At 72.8% G+C, this 17991-nt stretch carries 21 protein-coding genes and 1 pseudogene; 17 read left to right on the top strand and 5 right to left on the bottom strand.

Going from position 1 to position 17991, the window contains the following annotated elements:
- Nucleotides 1-21 precede the first annotated feature (21 nt).
- The 12 genes and pseudogenes from C1I95_RS21580 to C1I95_RS21525 all read left to right on the top strand — a co-directional run bounded on the left by C1I95_RS21580 (nucleotide 22) and on the right by C1I95_RS21525 (nucleotide 7732).
- Entirely contained in the window at nucleotides 22-669 is a 648-nt protein-coding gene (locus tag C1I95_RS21580) for a ribonuclease FAU-1 family protein (protein ID WP_111215976.1), read from the top strand.
- Nucleotides 670-912: 243 nt separating this feature from the next.
- The gene (gene rpsP / locus C1I95_RS21575; protein ID WP_111215974.1) at nucleotides 913-1377 is read left to right on the top strand and encodes a 30S ribosomal protein S16; all 465 of its coding nucleotides are present in this window, start codon (nucleotides 913-915) and stop codon (nucleotides 1375-1377) included.
- Nucleotides 1352-1612: an RNA-binding protein gene (locus C1I95_RS21570; RefSeq protein ID WP_175440282.1), complete on the top strand. Its 261-nt coding sequence runs from the start codon at nucleotides 1352-1354 to the stop codon at nucleotides 1610-1612. Before rpsP ends, C1I95_RS21570 begins: the two co-directional genes overlap by 26 nt.
- Complete coding sequence (gene rimM / locus C1I95_RS21565; protein ID WP_111215971.1) at nucleotides 1612-2175, top strand: ribosome maturation factor RimM; 564 nt, start codon at nucleotides 1612-1614, stop codon at nucleotides 2173-2175. The genes C1I95_RS21570 and rimM overlap by 1 nt, the downstream gene beginning before the upstream one ends.
- Before the next feature lie 17 nt (nucleotides 2176-2192).
- The gene (gene trmD, locus C1I95_RS21560) at nucleotides 2193-2966 is read left to right on the top strand and encodes a tRNA (guanosine(37)-N1)-methyltransferase TrmD (protein ID WP_111215968.1); all 774 of its coding nucleotides are present in this window, start codon (nucleotides 2193-2195) and stop codon (nucleotides 2964-2966) included.
- Between the two features lie 144 nt (nucleotides 2967-3110).
- Complete coding sequence (gene rplS, locus C1I95_RS21555; RefSeq protein ID WP_013732104.1) at nucleotides 3111-3467, top strand: 50S ribosomal protein L19; 357 nt, start codon at nucleotides 3111-3113, stop codon at nucleotides 3465-3467.
- Between the two features lie 184 nt (nucleotides 3468-3651).
- A pseudogene (gene lepB / locus C1I95_RS21550) lies at nucleotides 3652-4526 on the top strand (signal peptidase I).
- Nucleotides 4527-4535: 9 nt separating this feature from the next.
- A complete protein-coding gene (gene lepB / locus C1I95_RS21545) occupies nucleotides 4536-5171 on the top strand; it encodes a signal peptidase I (RefSeq protein WP_111215965.1) in 636 nt (211 codons plus the stop codon).
- Nucleotides 5172-5232: 61 nt separating this feature from the next.
- Entirely contained in the window at nucleotides 5233-5721 is a 489-nt protein-coding gene (locus C1I95_RS21540) for an NUDIX hydrolase (RefSeq protein WP_111215984.1), read from the top strand.
- Nucleotides 5715-6527: a ribonuclease HII gene (locus C1I95_RS21535; protein WP_111215963.1), complete on the top strand. Its 813-nt coding sequence runs from the start codon at nucleotides 5715-5717 to the stop codon at nucleotides 6525-6527. Before C1I95_RS21540 ends, C1I95_RS21535 begins: the two co-directional genes overlap by 7 nt.
- A complete protein-coding gene (locus C1I95_RS21530; protein ID WP_011905215.1) occupies nucleotides 6524-6847 on the top strand; it encodes a DUF2469 domain-containing protein in 324 nt (107 codons plus the stop codon). Before C1I95_RS21535 ends, C1I95_RS21530 begins: the two co-directional genes overlap by 4 nt.
- 288 nt (nucleotides 6848-7135) lie before the next feature.
- Nucleotides 7136-7732, top strand: a complete 597-nt coding sequence (locus C1I95_RS21525) for a murein hydrolase activator EnvC family protein (protein ID WP_199523849.1) — start codon at nucleotides 7136-7138, stop codon at nucleotides 7730-7732.
- 17 nt (nucleotides 7733-7749) lie between these two features.
- Here the strand turns inward: C1I95_RS21525 and C1I95_RS21520 are convergent, their stop codons facing one another.
- The 5 genes from C1I95_RS21520 to C1I95_RS21500 form a co-directional block, all read right to left on the bottom strand.
- The gene (locus tag C1I95_RS21520) at nucleotides 7750-8931 is read right to left on the bottom strand and encodes an aminotransferase class V-fold PLP-dependent enzyme (protein WP_111215960.1); all 1182 of its coding nucleotides are present in this window, start codon (nucleotides 8929-8931) and stop codon (nucleotides 7750-7752) included.
- 91 nt (nucleotides 8932-9022) lie between these two features.
- Nucleotides 9023-10015 (bottom strand): tyrosine recombinase XerC, encoded by a 993-nt coding sequence (locus C1I95_RS21515; protein ID WP_111215958.1) that lies wholly within the window; start codon nucleotides 10013-10015, stop codon nucleotides 9023-9025.
- 9 nt (nucleotides 10016-10024) lie between these two features.
- Nucleotides 10025-11215, bottom strand: coding sequence for a DNA-processing protein DprA (locus C1I95_RS21510; RefSeq protein WP_111215944.1), 1191 nt, complete (start codon nucleotides 11213-11215; stop codon nucleotides 10025-10027).
- Entirely contained in the window at nucleotides 11212-12729 is a 1518-nt protein-coding gene (locus C1I95_RS21505) for a YifB family Mg chelatase-like AAA ATPase (RefSeq protein WP_111215942.1), read from the bottom strand. The genes C1I95_RS21510 and C1I95_RS21505 overlap by 4 nt, the downstream gene beginning before the upstream one ends.
- On the bottom strand, nucleotides 12729-13088 hold the full coding sequence (locus C1I95_RS21500) for a YraN family protein (protein WP_111215940.1): 360 nt from the start codon (nucleotides 13086-13088) through the stop codon (nucleotides 12729-12731). The genes C1I95_RS21505 and C1I95_RS21500 overlap by 1 nt, the downstream gene beginning before the upstream one ends.
- Before the next feature lie 210 nt (nucleotides 13089-13298).
- On the opposite strand from C1I95_RS21500, the gene C1I95_RS21495 reads away from it, so the two are divergent.
- The 5 genes from C1I95_RS21495 (at nucleotide 13299) to frr (ending at nucleotide 17970) form a co-directional block, all read left to right on the top strand.
- Nucleotides 13299-14210: a hypothetical protein gene (locus C1I95_RS21495; protein WP_111215938.1), complete on the top strand. Its 912-nt coding sequence runs from the start codon at nucleotides 13299-13301 to the stop codon at nucleotides 14208-14210.
- A gap of 329 nt (nucleotides 14211-14539) precedes the next feature.
- Nucleotides 14540-15448 (top strand): 30S ribosomal protein S2, encoded by a 909-nt coding sequence (gene rpsB / locus C1I95_RS21490; RefSeq protein WP_111215936.1) that lies wholly within the window; start codon nucleotides 14540-14542, stop codon nucleotides 15446-15448.
- A gap of 134 nt (nucleotides 15449-15582) precedes the next feature.
- Entirely contained in the window at nucleotides 15583-16410 is an 828-nt protein-coding gene (tsf, locus tag C1I95_RS21485) for a translation elongation factor Ts (RefSeq protein WP_111215934.1), read from the top strand.
- A gap of 154 nt (nucleotides 16411-16564) precedes the next feature.
- On the top strand, nucleotides 16565-17332 hold the full coding sequence (gene pyrH, locus C1I95_RS21480; RefSeq protein WP_111215933.1) for a UMP kinase: 768 nt from the start codon (nucleotides 16565-16567) through the stop codon (nucleotides 17330-17332).
- Between the two features lie 80 nt (nucleotides 17333-17412).
- On the top strand, nucleotides 17413-17970 hold the full coding sequence (frr, locus tag C1I95_RS21475) for a ribosome recycling factor (protein WP_111215979.1): 558 nt from the start codon (nucleotides 17413-17415) through the stop codon (nucleotides 17968-17970).
- Nucleotides 17971-17991 lie beyond the last annotated feature (21 nt).

Here is a 17991-nt window from a genome sequence, read left to right as displayed (position 1 = left end):
GGTGGCCGGTAGGGTCGGGGCGTGAGGTTCGAGCCGGGCCGGTTGGTCATGCACCGCAACGTGCGACGGGGGCGGATCGGGTGGGTCCGGCCCGCCCGGGTGATCAGCGACGACGAGCGGGGTCTGCTGCTCTGGGTCGCCGAGGGGTCGCCGGTGGCCAGCGAGGTGACCGAGGCCGGGCTGGGCATGCGCGCGGTGCCGTTCACCGAGTGGATCACCTCGACGTATCGGCTCGCGCAGGGCCGGTGGAACGGTCCGCCGCTGTTGAAATTCCTGCCCGCCGGCGCGGCGCACTCCGTCTGGTGGTTCCGCGACGCGCACGGACGCTTCGTCGGCTGGTACGTCAACCTGGAGGAGCCCGGCGTCCGCTGGGACGACGGCGGGCTGGCCGGCGTCGACATGGTGGACCAGGATCTCGACGTGCTGGTCCGCCCGGACCGCAGCTGGGAGTGGAAGGACGAGGGGGAGTTCGTCGAGCGGCTGGCCTTCCCGGAGCACTACTGGGTGGCCGACGAGGCGGCAGTACGGGCCGAGGGGAAGCGGGTGATCGCGGTCGCCGAGGCCGGCGTGTTCCCGTTCGACGGCACCTGGTGCGATTTCACCCCGCCGGCGCAGTGGGTCGCGCCCGAGCGGCTGCCCGACGGCTGGGACCGACCGCCGGCCCGCTGAGCCTGTGTCTTCGGTCACGTTCGGGACGCGACGGGTGACTCGGGCCGGTCCGGTGTGAGAGATCCGGGGCGGATCTGGCAGAATGGCTGGCTGGTATCCGGCGCGTGTCCGGCGCCCTCTAACCCGGGCGCGTCGCCAGTCCACCCGAGCGGTCTCCGGCTCAACCCCACTGTGCCGGTTGGCGCTCACCCATGCACACCGCCCATGTTGGGCCGGTGAGATCGCAACAGGAGCGAAACAACCGTGGCCGTAAAGATCCGGCTCCTGCGGATGGGCAAGATCCGCAACCCGCAGTACCGCATCGTCGTCGCCGACTCGCGCACCAAGCGCGACGGCCGGGCGATCGAGTTCGTCGGGATCTACCAGCCGAAGGAGGACCCTTCGGTGATCGAGGTCAAGTCGGAGCGGGTCCAGTACTGGCTGTCCGTCGGCGCCCAGCCGAGCGAGGCGGTGCAGCGGCTGCTGGAGCTGACCGGTGACTGGCAGAAGTTCAAGGGCCTGCCGGCCCCGCCGCCGCTGAAGGTCGCCGCCGAGCGGGCCGACCGCAAGGCCGCCTACGAGGCCGAGGCGAAGGCCGCCGCCGGCCTGGCCGAGGCCCCGGCCAAGCCGGCGAAGAAGGCCGCCAAGGCGACCGAGGCCGAGGCGCCCAAGGCCGAGGCTCCGAAGGCCGAGGAGCCGGCCGCTGCGGACTCCGGCGAGCAGGCCTGACATGGCGCTGCGGCCGGCGTTGGAGCACCTGGTCAAGGGCATCGTCGACCACCCCGACGACGTACGCGTCCGGATGGTCGACTCCCGTCGGGGCAAGCGGCTGGAAGTCCGCGTGCACCCCGAGGATCTGGGCACCGTGATCGGGCGGTCCGGCCGGACCGCCAAGGCGCTGCGCCAGGTGATCGGCTCCATCGGTGGGCGCGGCGTGCGCGTCGACATCGTCGACTCGTACTGATGCAGCTCATCGTCGGCAGGATCGGCAAGCCGCACGGCATCCGCGGTGAGGTCACCGTGGAGGTGCGTACCGACGAGCCCGAAGCGCGGTTCGCCCCCGGCATGGTGTTGCGCACCATGTCGGGGGCGACCACCCGCGGCGCGCCGAACCCGCCCGCCGGCTCCGGCGTGCCCTTCGAGGTGCCCGACGAGTTGACCGTGGAGTCGGCCCGCTGGCACCAGGGGCGGCTGCTGGTCGTCTTCGAGGGGGTGCTGGACCGCGACGTCGCGGAGGCGCTGCGCAACACCCTGGTCGTGGTGGACAGCGCCGACGTCACCCCGCCGGAGGACCCGGAGGAGTTCCACGATCACCAGCTGGTGGGGCTGGCCGTGGTCACCCCGGCCGGCGAGCGGTTGGGCGAGGTGGCCCGGATCGACCACGCCCCCGCCGCCGACCTGCTGGTGCTGCGGCGCCCGGAGGGGCGTACCGCGTTGATCCCGTTCGTCAAGGCGATCGTCCCCGAGGTCGATCTCGCCGGTGGTCGTGTCGTGGTCGACCCGCCCGGCGGCCTGCTCGACCTCTGACCTGCGGAGCACCCCTGATGCGCGTCGACATCGTGTCGATCTTCCCGGAGTACTTCGCCCCGCTGGATCTGTCGCTGATCGGCAAGGCCCGGGCCAACGGCACGTTGCGGCTGGCCGTACACGATCTGCGCAGCTGGACCCACGATGTGCACCGCACCGTCGACGACACCCCGTACGGCGGGGGGCCCGGCATGGTGATGCGGCCCGAGCCGTGGGGCGAGGCGTTGGACGCCTTCGCCCCGGCCGAGCTGACCCCGCCACGGTTGCTGGTGCCGTCCCCGGCCGGCGTGCCGTTCACCCAGGCGTTGGCGCACGAACTGGCCGCCGAGCCGCACCTGCTGTTCGCCTGCGGCCGGTACGAGGGGATCGACCAGCGGGTGCTCGACCACGCGGCGACCCGGATGCCGGTCACCGAGGTCAGCCTCGGCGACTACGTGCTCTTCGGCGGCGAGGTCGCGGTGCTGGTGATCCTCGAGGCGGTGACCCGGCTGCTGCCCGGGGTGCTCGGCAACGCCGGCTCGCTGACCGAGGAGTCGCACGCGCACGGGCTGCTGGAGGCGCCGATGTACACCAAGCCGGCGACCTGGCGTGGGCTGGACGTGCCGGAGGTGCTCCGCTCCGGCGACCACGGCCGGATCGCTCGCTGGCGCCGGGACGAGGCGCTGGCCCGTACCGGCCACCGCCGGCCGGACATGCTCACCGCGCTCGACCCGGAGAGCCTGGACAAACGGGACGTCGCGGCGCTGGACCGGGCCGGATTTCAGGTGCCCGGACCGGATGTGGCAAAGTAGAGGGGTTGCCGCAGCAGTCTGCGCCGTGGACGGCTGCGAGGATCCCCGACCGGGGTCGGTTCCGGCCGGCCGCCATCCGGTGATCAGTATTACCCATCCGCGCGCCGAGTGACGGTGCGCCGTGAGCCTCACGAGGACACAGCGATGAACATCCTGGACGCCCTTGACGCCCAGTCGAAGCGCACCGACCTTCCCGACTTCCGTGCCGGTGACACCGTCAAGGTGCACGCCCGGGTCGTCGAGGGCAACCGGTCCCGGGTCCAGATCTTCCAGGGCGTGGTTATCCGCCGCCAGGGCGACGGCCTGCGTGAGACCTTCACCGTCCGCAAGCTCAGCTTCGGTGTCGGTGTCGAGCGGACTTACCCGATCAACAGCCCGGCGATCGACCGGATCGAGGTCGTGACCCGCGGTGACGTCCGCCGGGCCAAGCTCTACTACCTGCGTGAGCTGCGGGGCAAGAAGGCCAAGATCAAGGAGCTGCGCGAGAAGCAGCCGAGCTGACCTCGCGCTGCGCCACGCCGCCCAGGCTGCGCGTATGTCGTACTGGCCAGACCGCACTACCCTGGTCGGTACGGGCGCAGCGGGGCGGTGACCCGCCTGCCGTGGCGGGTGACCTCCACTACCGCCCGGGGAGTCTCGACGAGACTTCCGGGCGGTAGTCGTTTCTGCGGACCGGGGAGTGGGCGTGGTACAGGCGCTTGACGACAGCGGCGCGGTCGATCCGTGGCGGCGACGCTCCCGGCGGAGCAAGCCGCAGATGCCGCTCTGGCAGGAGCTGCCGTTGCTGCTCATCGTCGCCTTCTGCCTGGCGGTGCTGATCCGCACCTTCCTGCTCCAGGCGTTCTACATCCCCTCCGGGTCGATGGAGGACACCCTGCTCGTCGGTGACCGGGTGCTGGTCAACAAGGTCGTCTACAACGTGCGGGACCCGGAGCGCGGCGAGGTGGTGGTCTTCCGGGGCACCGACAAGTGGGTTCCGCAGGTCGACGCGGAGCCGCCGACGGGTTTTGCCGACAAGCTCGGCCGCACCGTCGGCGACCTGGTCGGCGTGAGCCGCCCCGGCGAGAAGGACTTCATCAAGCGCGTCATCGGGCTGCCCGGCGACCGGGTGAGCTGCTGTGACGACCAGGGGAGGGTGCTGGTCAACGGCACCCCACTGGACGAGTCGGCGTACGTCCTGCGGGACTCGCCGCTGGACCTCCCACCGAATCCGAACGAGTGCCGGTCCCGGCGGTTCGAGGAGATCGTGGTCCCGCCCGGCCAGATGTTCGTGCTCGGCGATCACCGGCTGGTCTCGCAGGACGCCCGCTGCCAGGGCCCGGTGCCGATCGACAACGTGGTGGGGCGGGCGTTCGCGGTGGTCTGGCCGTCCAGCCGCTGGCACTCCCTGCCGGTGCCCGAGACGTTCGCCAACGTCGCCCCGCCGGCCACGGCCACCGGTGGTGCCGCCCCGCCGGTACGGCCCACGCCCGACGGAGGTGTCGTCCTGCTCCTCCCGGTTGCGGCGGCGCTATCCGCTCTCGCGCGTTCCGGACGGTGGCGCCGAGCTGGGCAACGTAGGCTCCTTCCGTGATTGACGAGCAGACCGACAAGTCGCGCCATTCCTTCTGGAAGGAACTTCCCATCCTCCTCGGGGTGGCGATCGTGGTCGCGGTACTGGTGCGCGCCTTCGTTTTGCAGACCTTCTTCATCCCCTCGCCGTCCATGGAGAACACCCTCCAGATCGACGATCGGGTGCTGGTCAACAAGCTGGTGTACAACTTCCGGTCACCGCACCGCGGTGAGGTGATCGTCTTCAAGGCGCCGGTGGAGTGGAGCGGCAACCCCTCCGGAGAGGACTTCATCAAGCGGGTGATCGGCATCGGCGGTGACCGGGTGGTCTGCTGCGACGACCAGGACCGCCTGGTGATCAACGGTACGTCGCTGGACGAGCCGTACATCTTCTCGGTGGACGGCCACCGGGACAAGCCGGCGGACCAGGAGTTCGACATCGTCGTGCCCGAGGGTCGGCTCTGGGTCATGGGTGACCACCGCTCCGCCTCCGGCGACTCCCTGGAGCACTACCAGCAGTCCGGGCAGAACATCACCTCGGCCACCATCCCGGAGAAGGAGGTCGTGGGGCGGGCCTTCACGATCTTCTGGCCGGTCAGCCGGGCGACCCTGCTGACCGTGCCCGAGCAGTTCGAGGCGATCCCCAAGCCCTGACCGAGTCGCCGGTGGCGTTGGGGGCGTGGGCGTTGTCGCCGGCGTCTGGCAGTCTGGTGCGGTGACGGTCTACACCCCGAGGCGCGCCGCCCGCGTGCTCCTGGTCGATTCGGCCGGCCGGTTGCTGCTGTTCCGCGGCTTCGACCCGGCCCGGCCGGAGCACGGGCGCTGGTGGTTCACCCCCGGCGGTGGCCTGGACCCGGGTGAGACGTACGCCGAGGGCGCGGCGCGGGAGTTGGCGGAGGAGACCGGGTTGAGACTGGCCGTGCCGGACGTCGGCGAGCCGGTCCACACCGACGTGACAGAGTTCTCGTTCGACGGCGTGTGGTACCGCCAGGAGCAGCAGTTCTTCCTGGTGCGGGTGGCGGCGCACGAGGTCGACACGACCGGCTTCAGCGATGTCGAGCGGGGCAGCGTCGACGATCACCGGTGGTGGTCGGCGGAGGAGTTGGGCAGCACCGACGAACGGTGCTATCCGCCGGACCTGCCGGCGGTGCTGGCCCGCGCGTTGGCCGGTGACCCGGCTGCGGCCCGGGGCTCGGCATGCTGACCCCGCCGCGCACGGTGGTACGCCGCGAGGCGGGGCTCTACGCGCTGGAGCGGGCCCTGCAGCGGCGCGGGTTCCGGTACGTCGCCGGGGCCGACGAGGCCGGCCGGGGTGCCTGCGCCGGGCCTCTGGTGGCCGCCGCCGCGGTGCTGCCGGAGGGGCGGCGTGGCGAGATCGACGGCCTGGCCGACTCCAAGCTGCTCACCCCGGCCAGTCGGGAGCGGATCCACGACGAGGTCGTCGCGCGGGCCCTGGCGTACGCCGTGGTGGTCATCCCGGCCGAGGAGGTCGACGCTCGCGGGCTGCACGTGTGCAACCTGGCCGCGATGCGACGGGCGCTGGCCTCGCTGACCGTCCGGCCGGAGTACGTGCTGACCGACGGGTTCGGCGTCGACGGCCTGGACGTGCCCGGCCTGGCGGTGTGGAAGGGCGACCGGGTGGCTGCCTGCGTGGCGGCGGCGAGCGTGCTGGCCAAGGTCACCCGGGACCGGATCATGGTGGACCTGGACGCCGAACATCCCGGCTACGGCTTCGCCGAGCACAAGGGGTACATCACCGCGGAGCACACCGCGGCGCTACGCGAACGCGGACCGTGCCCGGAGCACCGGTTCTCCTACATCAACGTGGCCGCCGTTTCCGGTCGGGACGACCGCCCAGCCCGCTCGCGTCGGCCGTTGGGCGCAAGCCCGGACGAGCCGATGGGGCGCTCGGGCGCCGCAGGGGGTACCGTCGGCGTGGCGTTGGGCGAGCAGCCTCGGCCTCCGGCGCCGGTGGGGGAAGATGTGGTCATGGAAGGCGGAGTGCGATGAGCGCGGAAGATCTCGAGAAGTACGAGACCGAGATGGAGCTCCAGCTCTACCGGGAGTACCGCGACATCGTCCGCCAGTTCTCGTACGTGGTGGAGACCGAGCGCCGGTTCTACCTGGCCAACCAGGTCGACCTGCACGTGCGCAACTCCGACGGCGAGGTCTACTTCGAGGTCGAGATGCACGACGCCTGGGTCTGGGACATGTACCGTCCTGCACGTTTCGTGAAGAATGTCCGGGTGATGACATTCAAGGACGTGAACGTCGAGGAGCTGGAGAAGCCAGACATCTCCCTCCCCGCCGACTCGGGCTTCGGCAGCTGATCCACGTACCGCGTCCCAGGAGGGCGGCACCGGTGGACCCCCACCCGCCGCGCGCCGTCCATCGCCGGTCGTGCACTGTGGAGCCTGCCCGCCCTTAGCAGATCATCCCCTCCCGTGGGGCCTGTCCACAGCGCGCTGCGTCGTCCACAACCGAGCGGTTCGGGGCGGCGGGCGCGCGTCCAGCCCGGCAGGCTCGGCGGCATGCGAACCCGGATGCCGCCGCTGCGCGGGACACTCTGCGGCCTGCTGCTGTTCACGCTGCCGTCGACGGGGATGGCGGTGCCGGCGATGCCGGGCCGGCCACCGGCCCTGACGACGAGCCCGTCACGTCCCCCGGCAGAGCCGGGCGGGGGCGGGTTGGTCTTCGTTGGCGGTCCGGCCCAGGCGGGCGGGCCCTCGCCCGCCGCCGGGCAGTTGGCGGTGGGCGGCGCACCGGCCCCCGGCACCGCCGGACCGTTCCGGTGGCCGGTGGACGGCGCACCGAATCCGGTACGCCGGTTCGACCCGCCGCCCCGGCCGTGGCTGTCCGGGCACCGAGGGGTCGACCTGCTGGCCCTGCCGGGCGCGACGATCCGCGCGGCCGGCGCCGGCACGGTCCTGTTCGCCGGCATGGTCGCCGGTCGGCCGGTGGTCTCCGTGGAACACGCCGACGGGCTGCGGACCACCTACGAGCCGGTCCAGCCGGTCGTCACGGCGGGCACCGTGGTGCCGGCGGGCGCTGCGCTGGGCGGCCTGCTGCCGGGGCACGCCGGCTGTCCCGGAGACGCGTGCCTGCACTGGGGGCTGCGCCAGGGCTCCGACTACCTCGACCCGCTGGCCCTGGTCGGCCTCGGCCGGGCCCGCCTGCTGCCGCTCGGCGAGATCACCACGCTCGGTGCCGGCTAGAGCGCGGCCGGGCCCGCTCAGCGTTGGGCGAGCAGCGTGGGCAGCCGGACGGCGAGCCGCTCGTACTCGTCGGGCGAGTTGTACACCTGGCCGCAGAGCCGCAGCCACCCACGCCCGTCGAAGGCGTTGACCGCCACCTGCACGGCGAGCCGTTCGGCGATCCGGGCCCGCAGCGCCCGGGCCGCGTCGATGGTCGTGGCGAGGCCCGCCGGCAACGGGATCACCCGCATGGCGACCGTGGGTCCGCCGGGGTCGGGCAGGCCGGTCGGGGGCACGCCGAGCGCGTCCCCCACCACCCGCTGGCCGTACGCGGCCAGGGCCGCGTTGTGCGCGCGCACCCGATCGACGCCCAGACTGCGCAGCGTGTAGAGGCCCGCCGGGGCGCTCAGCCAGGCGGTGTAGTCCATCGTCGCCTGCCACTCCAGCTGGCCGGGGAAACCCGCGTCCTGCTCCCACGAGACCACCAGCGGCTCGATCCGCGTCCGCCAGGGCGGGGCCACCACGAGCACGGCGGTGCCGCGCGGGGCGTACCCCCACTTGTGCAGGTTGCCCACCCAGAAGTCGGCCCCGATGCTCTGCACGGTCGCCGGCAGCATGCCCGGTGCGTGCGCGGCGTCGACCAGCACCGACACACCGTGTTCCCGGGCCACCCCGACGATGGCGGCGACCGGGAACAACCGCGCCGTACCCGAGGTGAGCTGGTCCACGACGAGCAGGCGGGTGCGGCCCGGCCGCAGCCCGGACCGCACGATCTGCACCACCTCCTCGTCGGTGGCGGCCAGCGGCACCGGCAGGACCCGATGGGTGGCCCCGGTGCGCCGGCATTCGCGACGTACGGAGAACTCGACGGCGCCGTAGCCGTGGTCGGTGGTGAGCACCTCGTCGCCGGGGCGCAAGCCGAGTGACTGGAGCACCACGGCCACGCCGGTGGTGGCGTTCGTGGTCAGGGCGGTGCCGTCCGGGTCGGCGCCGAGGAACCCGGCCAGGTGCCGACGGGTGTGCGTGATCCGGTCCACCAGCCCCTGGGTGAAGAAGCGCAGCGGATCGGCCTCCATCTCGTCGCGCAGCCGCTGCTGGGCCCGTTGGGCGACGATCGGCACCGCGCCGAACGAGCCGTGGTTGAGGTGGCTCACCGCCGGGTCGAGGGAGAACAGCAGGCGGGCGCCCATGATCGGCTCGGGCGGCGGCGGGACGCTCACCCGATGATCGTAACCGTCGGCCGAGCCTGCCTCGGCGGCTCTCGGCGGGCGGTCACCCGGTCAGCGGTCACGCCGACGGTTGCCCGGCAGCTCAGGCGCGGGGGTGGGCCTGCCGGTACGCGGCTCGGAGCCGTTCGACCGAGACGTGGGTGTAGACCTGTGTGCTGGCCAACGAGGAGTGACCCAGCAGCTCCTGCACGGCTCGCAGGTCCGCGCCGCCTTCGAGCAGGTGGGTGGCGGCCGAGTGGCGCAGCGCGTGCGGGCTGGTCCTGGGCAGGCCGGCCGCGTCGGCGTACCCGCCGACGATCCGTCGGGCGGTCGTCGGGTGCAGACGGCCGCCCCGGGCGCCGAGCAGCAGCGCGTCGCGGGAGCCGGGCACCACCAGCACCGGCCGCCCCTGCCGCAGCCAGTCGTCGAGGGCCCGCTGGGCCGGCAACCCGTACGGCACCGTCCGCTCCCGCCCGCCTTTGCCGCGTACCCGGACCACCCGCCGGCCGTGGTCGACGTCGGCCACGTCGAGCCCGCACGCCTCGCTGACGCGTACCCCGGTGCCGTAGAGCAGTTCGAGCAGCACCCGGTCGCGCAGCAGCGCCGCCGCGGCCGGCTGATCGGGCAGGCCGGCGGTGTCGGCCGTACCACGCGTCGGCGCCTCGACGAGCACCGCCGCCTGGTCGGCGCGCAGCACGGTGGGCAGCGTCCGCTGCGGGCGGGGACTGGCCAACGTGGCGGCCACGTCGGTGGGCAGCAGCCCGCCACGGTGGGCCCAGGCGCTGAACGTCCGGGCCGCCGCCGCCCGCCGGGCCAGCGAGGCCCGGGCCGCGCCCATCGTCCGTTGCTTGGCCAACCAGCTGCGTACCGTGTCGAGCCCCAGCTCGGCCACCTCGGTGCAGCCCATCCGGTGGGCGTGGTCCAACAGGGACACCAGATCGGCGACGTACGCCCGCACGGTGTGCGCCGACCGGTTGCGGACCGAGGCGAGGTGGCGGGCGAACTCGTCCACCGCGTCCCGCAGCGGCTCCGGCAGCGCCGCGTGCACGGCCTGGGTGCCGCGGGCGTCCCGGCCCTTCGCCTCCGTACCCCGCACGGAGCCAGCCTACGACCGGTTGGCCCGGTTCGGCGGTCGGGCCAGGGCGTAGCCGTCGTCGCGGCGCACCAGCAGGGCCAGTTCCTCCAGCATGGACAGCTTGCGCAGCACCGTCCGGACGGCCAGTCCGGCCCGGGCGGCGAGGGCGTCCACGCCGACCGTGCCGCGTCGGGGCATCGCCTCCACGATCGCCCGTGCATCGTCGTCGAGCAGGTCGGCGGGCCGATCCGGGCCGCGCGGCACCGGGGCCAGCTCGCCGATCCGGCCCACCTCCTCCAGCACCTGCGCGAGGCCGGTCACCAGCCGGGCCTCCGGCTGCTCGCGCAGCATCTCGTGGGCACCGACCGACATCGCCGAGGTGACCGGGCCGGGCACCACCATCGCCCGCCGGTTCAGTGCGATGGCCCGCCTGGTGGTCTGCGTCGCGCCGCTGCGGGCCGCCGCCTCCACCAGCACGGTGCCCCGGGTGCCCGCCGCGATCACCCGGTTGCGGATGAGGAACCGGGGGCGCAGTGGCTCGGCCCCCGGCGGCCACTCGCTCACCAGCAGTCCGGTGTCGGCGATCCGGTCGAACAGCGCCGCGTTGCCCATCGGATAGGCGCGGTCCACCCCGCAGGCGAGCACCGCGACCGTCAGGCCGCCCGCGTTCAGCGCGCCGCGATGCGCGGCGGCGTCGATGCCGAACGCACCACCGGAGACGACCGTCCAGTCCCGGTCGGCCAGGCCGTAGCCCAGGTCGGTGGCAACGTGGATGCCGTACGGGGTGGCGGCCCGCGCCCCGACCACCGCCACCGACCGCTCCAGCGCCCCGGCCAGTGGCCACGGCCCGCGTACCCAGAAGCAGAGTGGTGGTGCGGTCTCGATGTCGACCCGACGCTGCGCACCGGGCAGGCGCAGGTGAAGGTCGCGCAGCTGCTCGACCGGGGCCGGCCACTCGTCGTCACCGGGGATGACGACCCGGGCACCGAGCCGGTCGGCGAGCCGCAGCGCCTCGGCGGCGACCGCCCGCGCGTCCCCGGCCCGGCTGCGCGCCGCCACGCTGTCGCGCAGCCCCTCCTGCGGTGCCCCGCCGTCGAGCAGCAGGTCCAGTGCGGCCACCGGGCCGAGCTCGTCGACCAGGCGGTGCACCGACCGGGTGCCCGGCTCGGCCAGCCAGGTCAACGCCACCCGGGCCAGCGTCGAATCCTCGTGCGTGCTCACGTACCCTCTCCCGTCCTGAGCGTGATGGCCTCGTCGACGTCGCCCTTGTCCGGGCGGGACCGCCCGTCCAGGTCGGCGATCGTCCAGGCGAGCCGGATGACGCGGTCGAAGCCGCGGGCGGAGAGCGAACCGGAGTCGAGCCGGCCCCGCAGGTCGATGGTGTCCCGGGCCGGTAGCCGCCACGGTGACCGGCGCAGGTCCGGGCCGGGTATCTCGGTGTTGAGCCGCCGGCCCAGGGCCGCCCAGCGTTCGGCCGCCGCCTGGCGGGCCGCGACCACCCGACCGGCGACCACCGCCGAGGATTCGTGCGCGGCCGTCTCCATCAGCTCGGCCGCACGCATCGGCGGCAGCCGTACCTGCAGGTCGATCCGGTCGAGCAGCGGACCGGAGAGCCGGCCGAGGTAGCGGCGGCGGGTCAGCGGCGCGCACTCGCAGCGGTCGTCGCCCGCCGGGTTCGCGCACGGGCACGGATTGGCGGCCAGCACCAGCTGGGCCCGGGCGGGGTATTCGGCGCCGCCCCGGCTGCGGGTCAACACCACCCGGCCGTGCTCCAGCGGCTGGCGCAGCGCCTCCAACGCCGGCTTGCTGAACTCGGGCGCCTCGTCGAGCAGGAGCACGCCACGGTGGGCGAGTGAGATCGCACCCGGCCGGGCCAGCCCGGACCCGCCGCCGACGATGGAGGGCACGGTTGCGGTGTGATGCGGTGCCTGGAACGGCGGCCGGCGGATCAGCCGGCCGCCCGCCGGCAGCAGCCCGGCGATCGAGTGCAGCGCGGTGACCTCCAGTGCGGCGGCGTCGTCCAGCGCCGGCAGGATCGACGGCAGGCGCTCGGCGAGCATGGTCTTGCCGGCGCCCGGCGGCCCGATCAGCGCCAGATGGTGCCCACCGGCAGCGGCGACCTCCAGGGCTCGCCGGCCGAGACCCTGCCCGGCGACCTCGGCCAGGTCGGGCCCGAGCGCGGTCGGGGGCGGAACGTCCGTCGGTGGCTCGATCAGCGGCTCGCCGTCGCGGACGAAGCCGACCAGCCGGTGCAGGCTGTCCACACCCCGGACCCGCAGCCCCGGCACGACCGCGGCCTCGGCGGCGTTGCCGGCCGGCACGATCACCCGTTCGACGCCGGCCTGTGCCGCCGCGGCGACCATCGGCAGTACGCCCCGGACCGGTCGTACCGTCCCGTCCAGGCCCAGCTCGCCAAGGACCACCACCCCCTCCAGCGCCAACAGCGGCAATTCGCCGGAGCCGCCGAGCAGCGCGACCGCGATCGCCAGGTCGAAGGCCGAGCCGAACTTGGGCAGGGTGGCCGGCAGCAGGTTGAGGGTGATCCGCCGGTTGGGCCACCGCTGGCCGGAGTTGACCACCGCGGCGCGCACCCGGTCCCGGGCCTCGTGCAGGGCGGTGTCGGGCAGCCCGGAGATGACCACCCCGGGCAGGCCGGGGGCGAGGTCCGCCTCCACCTCCACCAGGTGGCCGGTCACTCCGACCAGGCCGACGCAGAGCACCCGGGCGTAACTCATCAGAACGCGCCCTTGAGGTGCTCGACGTGGGCCCGGCCGGTGCCCGGCAGCAGGACCGAGATGACGTCGAAGCGGACTTCGTCGGCGGTGGTGCCGGTGGCCGCCAGCCACGCAGCGGCGAGCCCGCGCAGTCGGCGTGCCTTGCGCGGCACCACGGCCTCGGCGGGGGTGCCGAAGTTCGCGTTGCGGCGCGTCTTCACCTCGCAGAAGGCGAGCACCGGCCCGTCCCAGGCGATGATGTCGATCTCTCCCGAAGGGCAGCGCCAGTTCCGGGCGACCGGGCGCAGGCCCGCCTCGATCAGGTGCCGGACGGCGCACCGTTCGCCGTACCCGCCCACCGCCTGGTTCCGCTTGGTCATGACCGGCACCCTGCTCGGTACGCGCCGCCCAGGCGACCCGGCCGGGGCGACCTGTGGACGACCGAAGGCGCTGTGGACGGACAAACGATCATGCACTCGATGTGCTAGGCGACGAATCCGCCCCTTACTCTCCGTACCCGGTCGAATTGGCCCCTCTGCCCTCTGGCCAGCGCAGGGGGCGGATGGCGTCCGGCGGGCCGGTCGCATACGGTGCCGGGCGTGGACGGACGACGCAGCTTTGCCGATGATCAGGAGTCGCGCTGGTACCCGGGTGAACGCGACCACGGCTACGGCGACCCGGAATGGGGTGGCGCGGCGGAGGCGCGCTACCGCGACGACGAGCCGCGGGTGGCTCCCGAGCAACGCAGTGACGACGACGACCGGTACGCCTCGCCGCGCCGCTTCGGCGTAGCCGACCCGCTCGGGGAGGCCCCCGTGGAGACCGAGCGCTACCGGGCGTCGCGCGCCCGGCGGGCGGAATCGGGAGATCCGGACGTCTCCGGTGAGTTGCCCGCCGATCGTCCCGGTCGCCGAGCCGCCCGGGAGGCGATCCTGCCTACCAGTGGGGCTCCGGTGGCCGGCGACCCGACCCGGGCCGCCCCGCTGGCCGGGTACCCGATCGTCGAGGCCAAACGGGGAACGGAACCGGCGAACCCGCTGGAGCAGCCGACCGGGCCGATGCCGCCGGTGACTCCCCGGGGTGACCTGCCGGCGGGCGAGGCCGGGTACCCGGCGGTCGGCGGAGAGACTGGCGGCTACCAGGCCGGCGGGGAGGCCGGGTACCAGGCCGGCGCGCAGGCGGGGCTGCCGGCCGGCGACGGGGTCTACCGGAGCCGGCGGCCGGTGCTCGCCGTGCTGTTCGCGGTGCTGGTCCTGATCTTCGAGGGGCCCGCCCTGCGGGTGCTGCTGCACGGGGCGACCGCGGACCCGGTCTCCGCCGCCGACGCGCTGGTGGGCACTTTTCTGGTCTGCGGCCTGCCGATCTTCGCGGCCGGCCTGTACGGGCTGCGCACCACCGGGTTCTCGCTGACCGACGGCGCGCGGGGCTGGCTGCGACCGCCGACGGCGTATCTGACCGTCGGGCTGGCGCTCTTCCTCGCCGCGGCGCTGGCTGCCGGCTGAGCAGTCGTCGAGGGGCGGGCCCGTCCTGGGCCCGCCCCTCGACGCCGGTGCTCTGATCCGAGGTGTTAACAGGGGCCCCTTCCTCTACCGGAGGCGTTAAGAAGGGGCCCTTCCTTGCACCCGGAGATGGGGCGGCGGGGAGAGCGCGTACACTGGGCGACTGGCGACCGCCTCGTGCGGTCGACCTCGCGTGCCCTCTCCACGTATCTCGTGGGGCGGCGGCCTCCCTGGTCCCGATCCGATCGGGCCCATCATGGCCGACGACCGGGCACCAGGACGCCCGGCCGCCGGCCGGGCGGGACAACCAGGGACCACAAGGAGTACAAACCATGGCCGTCGTGACCATGCGTCAGCTGCTGGAAAGTGGTGTTCACTTCGGGCACCAGACCCGGCGCTGGAACCCGAAGATGAAGCGCTTCATCTTCACCGAGCGTAACGGCATCTACATCATCGACCTGCGCCAGACCCTCGACTACATCGAGAAGGCGTACGAGTACGTGCGCAACACGGTGGCCGAGGGCGGCAGCATCCTCTTCGTCGGCACCAAGAAGCAGGCTCAGGAGGCGATCTCCGAGCAGGCGACCCGGGTCGGCCAGCCGTACGTCAACCACCGCTGGCTCGGCGGCATGCTGACCAACTTCCAGACGGTGTACAAGCGGCTGCAGCGGATGAAGGAGCTGGAGGCCCTCGGTGACCTGAGCGGCACCGCCGCCGGTTACACCAAGAAGGAGACCCTGCAGCTCTCCCGCGAGAAGGTCAAGCTGTCCCGCACCCTGGGCGGCCTCCGGGACATGCAGAAGCTGCCGGCCGCGATCTGGGTGGTCGACACCAAGAAGGAGCACATCGCCGTCGACGAGGCCCGCAAGCTGGGCATCCCGGTGATCGCCGTGCTCGACACCAACTGCGACCCGGACGAGGTCGACTTCCCGATCCCGGGTAACGACGACGCGATCCGCTCGGCCGAGCTGCTGACCAAGGTCATCGCCGCCGCCGTCGCCGATGGCCTGATCGCCCGTTCCGGTCGTCGCCGGGGCGGCGACGAGAAGCCGGAGGCGGGCGTCGCCACCGACGAGCCGCTGGCCGAGTGGGAGCGCGAGCTGCTCGAGGAGCCGAAGAAGGCCGACGAGCAGCCGGCGGCCGAGCAGCCGGCGGCCGAGCAGCCGGCGGCCGAGCAGCCGGCGGAGCAGTCGGCGGCCGAGCAGCCGGCGGAGCAGTCGGCGGCCGTCTCCGGGCAGTGACCCCGCCGCCGCCCGGCCACCGTCCGTTTCGCTGATGGTGGCCGGCGGCGGGTAGGCCGGGCACGAACCGCCCGGAATCGGGTAACCGGCACCTCAGACCATTCCATCGCAGTCTCAACACCGAAGAGAGAGCCATGTCCCAGATCACCGCCGCGGACGTCAAGAAGCTCCGCGACCTGACCGGCGCCGGCATGATGGACAGCAAGAAGGCCCTGACCGAGGCCGAGGGCGACTTCGACAAGGCCGTCGAGATCCTGCGCGTCAAGGGCGCCAAGGACGTCGGCAAGCGGGCCGGGCGCACCGCCGCCAACGGCCTGATCGCCCACTCCGGCCAGGCGCTGCTCGAGCTCAACTGCGAGACCGACTTCGTCGCCAAGAACGACGCCTTCGTCGCGCTGGCCCAGCAGCTGGTCGAGCACGGCGAGCGCGCGGGTGTGAGCAACGCCGAGGAGCTGCTGGCCAGCGAGATCGACGGTCGTACGGTCGCCGACGTGGTCCAGGAGCAGTCCGCCAAGATCGGCGAGAAGCTGGTGCTGAACCGGTTCGTCAAGCTCGACGGCACCGTCGCGGTCTACCTGCACCGCAAGGCCCAGGACCTGCCCCCGGCGGTCGGCGTGCTCGTGCAGTACACCGGCAAGACCGACGAGGCGGGCGACGCCGACGCGCGCGGCGCGGCCATGCAGATCGCCGCGATGCGCCCGCAGTACCTCACCCGGGACGAGGTGCCGGCCGAGGTCGTCGAGTCCGAGCGGCGCATCGCCGAGCAGACCGCCCGCGAGGAGAACAAGCCCGAGGCGGCGCTGCCGAAGATCGTCGAGGGTCGGGTCAACTCCTTCTTCAAGGACTTCGTCCTGCTGGAGCAGTCGTCGGTCACCGACAACAAGAAGACGGTGAAGCAGGTGCTGGCGGAGGCCGGCATCGAGGTCACCCGCTTCGTGCGGTTCGAGGTCGGCCAGGCCTGAGCCGCCTGCCGGGCGCGCCGCGCCCGTGGGCTGAGCAACGACAAGACGAGGAGGCCGCCGGTGTACGCGACAAGCACCGCGGCCTCCTCGTCCCATAAGGTCGGCAACGGCAGGTACGCGCACCCGGGCGCGGCAGTGGGGGAAGGACGGGCGGATGACGCAGGTTGTGAGTGACCGGACGCTGGCGGCGGACGATCCGACGGCACCGCCGCCCGGCCGGGCCCGGCGGGTGGTGCTGAAGCTCTCCGGCGAGGTGTTCGGCGGCGGCGCGATCGGTGTCGACCCGGACGTCGTCCAGGCCATCGCCCGGCAGATCGCCACCGTGGTGCGCCGGGGCGTCCAGGTCTCCGTGGTGGTCGGCGGCGGCAACTTCTTCCGCGGCGCGGAGTTGCAGAAGCGGGGCATGGACCGGGCCCGGGCGGACTACATGGGCATGCTCGGCACCGTGATGAACTGCCTCGCCCTCCAGGACTTCCTGGAGAAGGAGGGCATCGAGACCCGGGTGCAGAGCGCCATCACGATGGCCCAGGTCGCCGAGCCGTACATTCCGCTGCGGGCGATCCGGCACCTGGAGAAGGGCCGCGTGGTCATCTTCGGTGCCGGGGCCGGCATGCCCTACTTCTCCACCGACACGGTGGCCGCCCAGCGCGCGTTGGAGATCCACGCGGACGTGGTGCTGATGAGCAAGAACGGCGTCGACGGCGTCTACACGGCCGACCCGCGGATCGACCCGAGCGCCAGCAAGTTCGACTCGATCACCTTCTCCGAGGTGCTGCGCCGCAACCTCCGGGTCGCCGACGCGGCCGCCTTCAGCCTCTGCATGGAGAACGGCCTGCCGATGCTGGTCTTCGGCGCGCAGGGCGACGACACCATCGTCCGGGCGGTGGGCGGCGAGAAGATCGGCACGCTGATCACCACCTGAGCTGACCGCCGACGGTGACCTCGGTGGTCCCGGTGACCCGACAAGCCCACGACGAGCACAAGAAGGAGGCGAGGAGACCGGTGATCGACGACACCCTCCTCGAGGCCGAGGAGAAGATGGAGCGTGCGGTCGAGCACGCCAAGGAGGAGTTCGGCGCCATCCGCACCGGTCGCGCCACTCCGGCCATGTTCTCTAAGATCATCATTGACTACTACGGCACCCCGACGCCGCTGACCCAGATGGCGTCGGTGGGCATCCCCGAGCCGCGGATGGCCATCATCAAGCCGTACGACAACTCGCAGATCAACGCCATGGAGAAGGCGATCCGCGACTCGGACCTCGGGGTCAACCCGAACAACGAGGGCAACCAGCTGCGCATCCTGCTCCCGCAGATGACCGAGGAGCGCCGTCGCGACATGATCAAGGTCGCCCGGCACAAGGGTGAGGAGGCCAAGGTCGCCATCCGCAACATTCGGCGCAGGGGCAAGGAAGAGCTGGACCGGCTCGTCAAGGACGGCGAGGTCGGCGAGGACGACGGCCGCCGCGCGGAGAAGGAACTGGACGACCTCACCCAGCGCCACGTGGCCCACGTCGACGAGTTGGTCAAGCACAAGGAAGCCGAGCTGCTGGAGGTCTGACCCTCCACCCTCACCCGGCCC

Origin of the sequence: Micromonospora craterilacus (genome assembly GCF_003236315.1) — a bacterium.
GTDB classification, from domain to species: domain Bacteria; phylum Actinomycetota; class Actinomycetes; order Mycobacteriales; family Micromonosporaceae; genus Micromonospora; species Micromonospora craterilacus.
Note: the sequence above shows the minus strand (reverse complement) of the source record. Positions and strands in the feature narration are given on the sequence as shown.

Bases quoted from the DNA above. Each gene is read 5' to 3' on its own strand.
- C1I95_RS21530 (WP_011905215.1), top strand. From the start codon at position 6,524: ATGAGCGCGGAAGATCTCGAGAAGTACGAGACCGAGATGGAGCTCCAG.
- trmD (WP_111215968.1), top strand. From the start codon at position 2,193: ATGCGCGTCGACATCGTGTCGATCTTCCCGGAGTACTTCGCCCCGCTG.
- C1I95_RS21505 (WP_111215942.1), bottom strand. From the start codon at position 12,729: ATGAGTTACGCCCGGGTGCTCTGCGTCGGCCTGGTCGGAGTGACCGGC.
- pyrH (WP_111215933.1), top strand. From the start codon at position 16,565: ATGACGCAGGTTGTGAGTGACCGGACGCTGGCGGCGGACGATCCGACG.
- tsf (WP_111215934.1), top strand. From the start codon at position 15,583: ATGTCCCAGATCACCGCCGCGGACGTCAAGAAGCTCCGCGACCTGACC.
- rplS (WP_013732104.1), top strand. From the start codon at position 3,111: ATGAACATCCTGGACGCCCTTGACGCCCAGTCGAAGCGCACCGACCTT.
- C1I95_RS21535 (WP_111215963.1), top strand. From the start codon at position 5,715: ATGCTGACCCCGCCGCGCACGGTGGTACGCCGCGAGGCGGGGCTCTAC.
- rpsB (WP_111215936.1), top strand. From the start codon at position 14,540: ATGGCCGTCGTGACCATGCGTCAGCTGCTGGAAAGTGGTGTTCACTTC.
- C1I95_RS21500 (WP_111215940.1), bottom strand. From the start codon at position 13,088: ATGACCAAGCGGAACCAGGCGGTGGGCGGGTACGGCGAACGGTGCGCC.
- rimM (WP_111215971.1), top strand. From the start codon at position 1,612: ATGCAGCTCATCGTCGGCAGGATCGGCAAGCCGCACGGCATCCGCGGT.
- C1I95_RS21525 (WP_199523849.1), top strand. From the start codon at position 7,136: ATGCCGGGCCGGCCACCGGCCCTGACGACGAGCCCGTCACGTCCCCCG.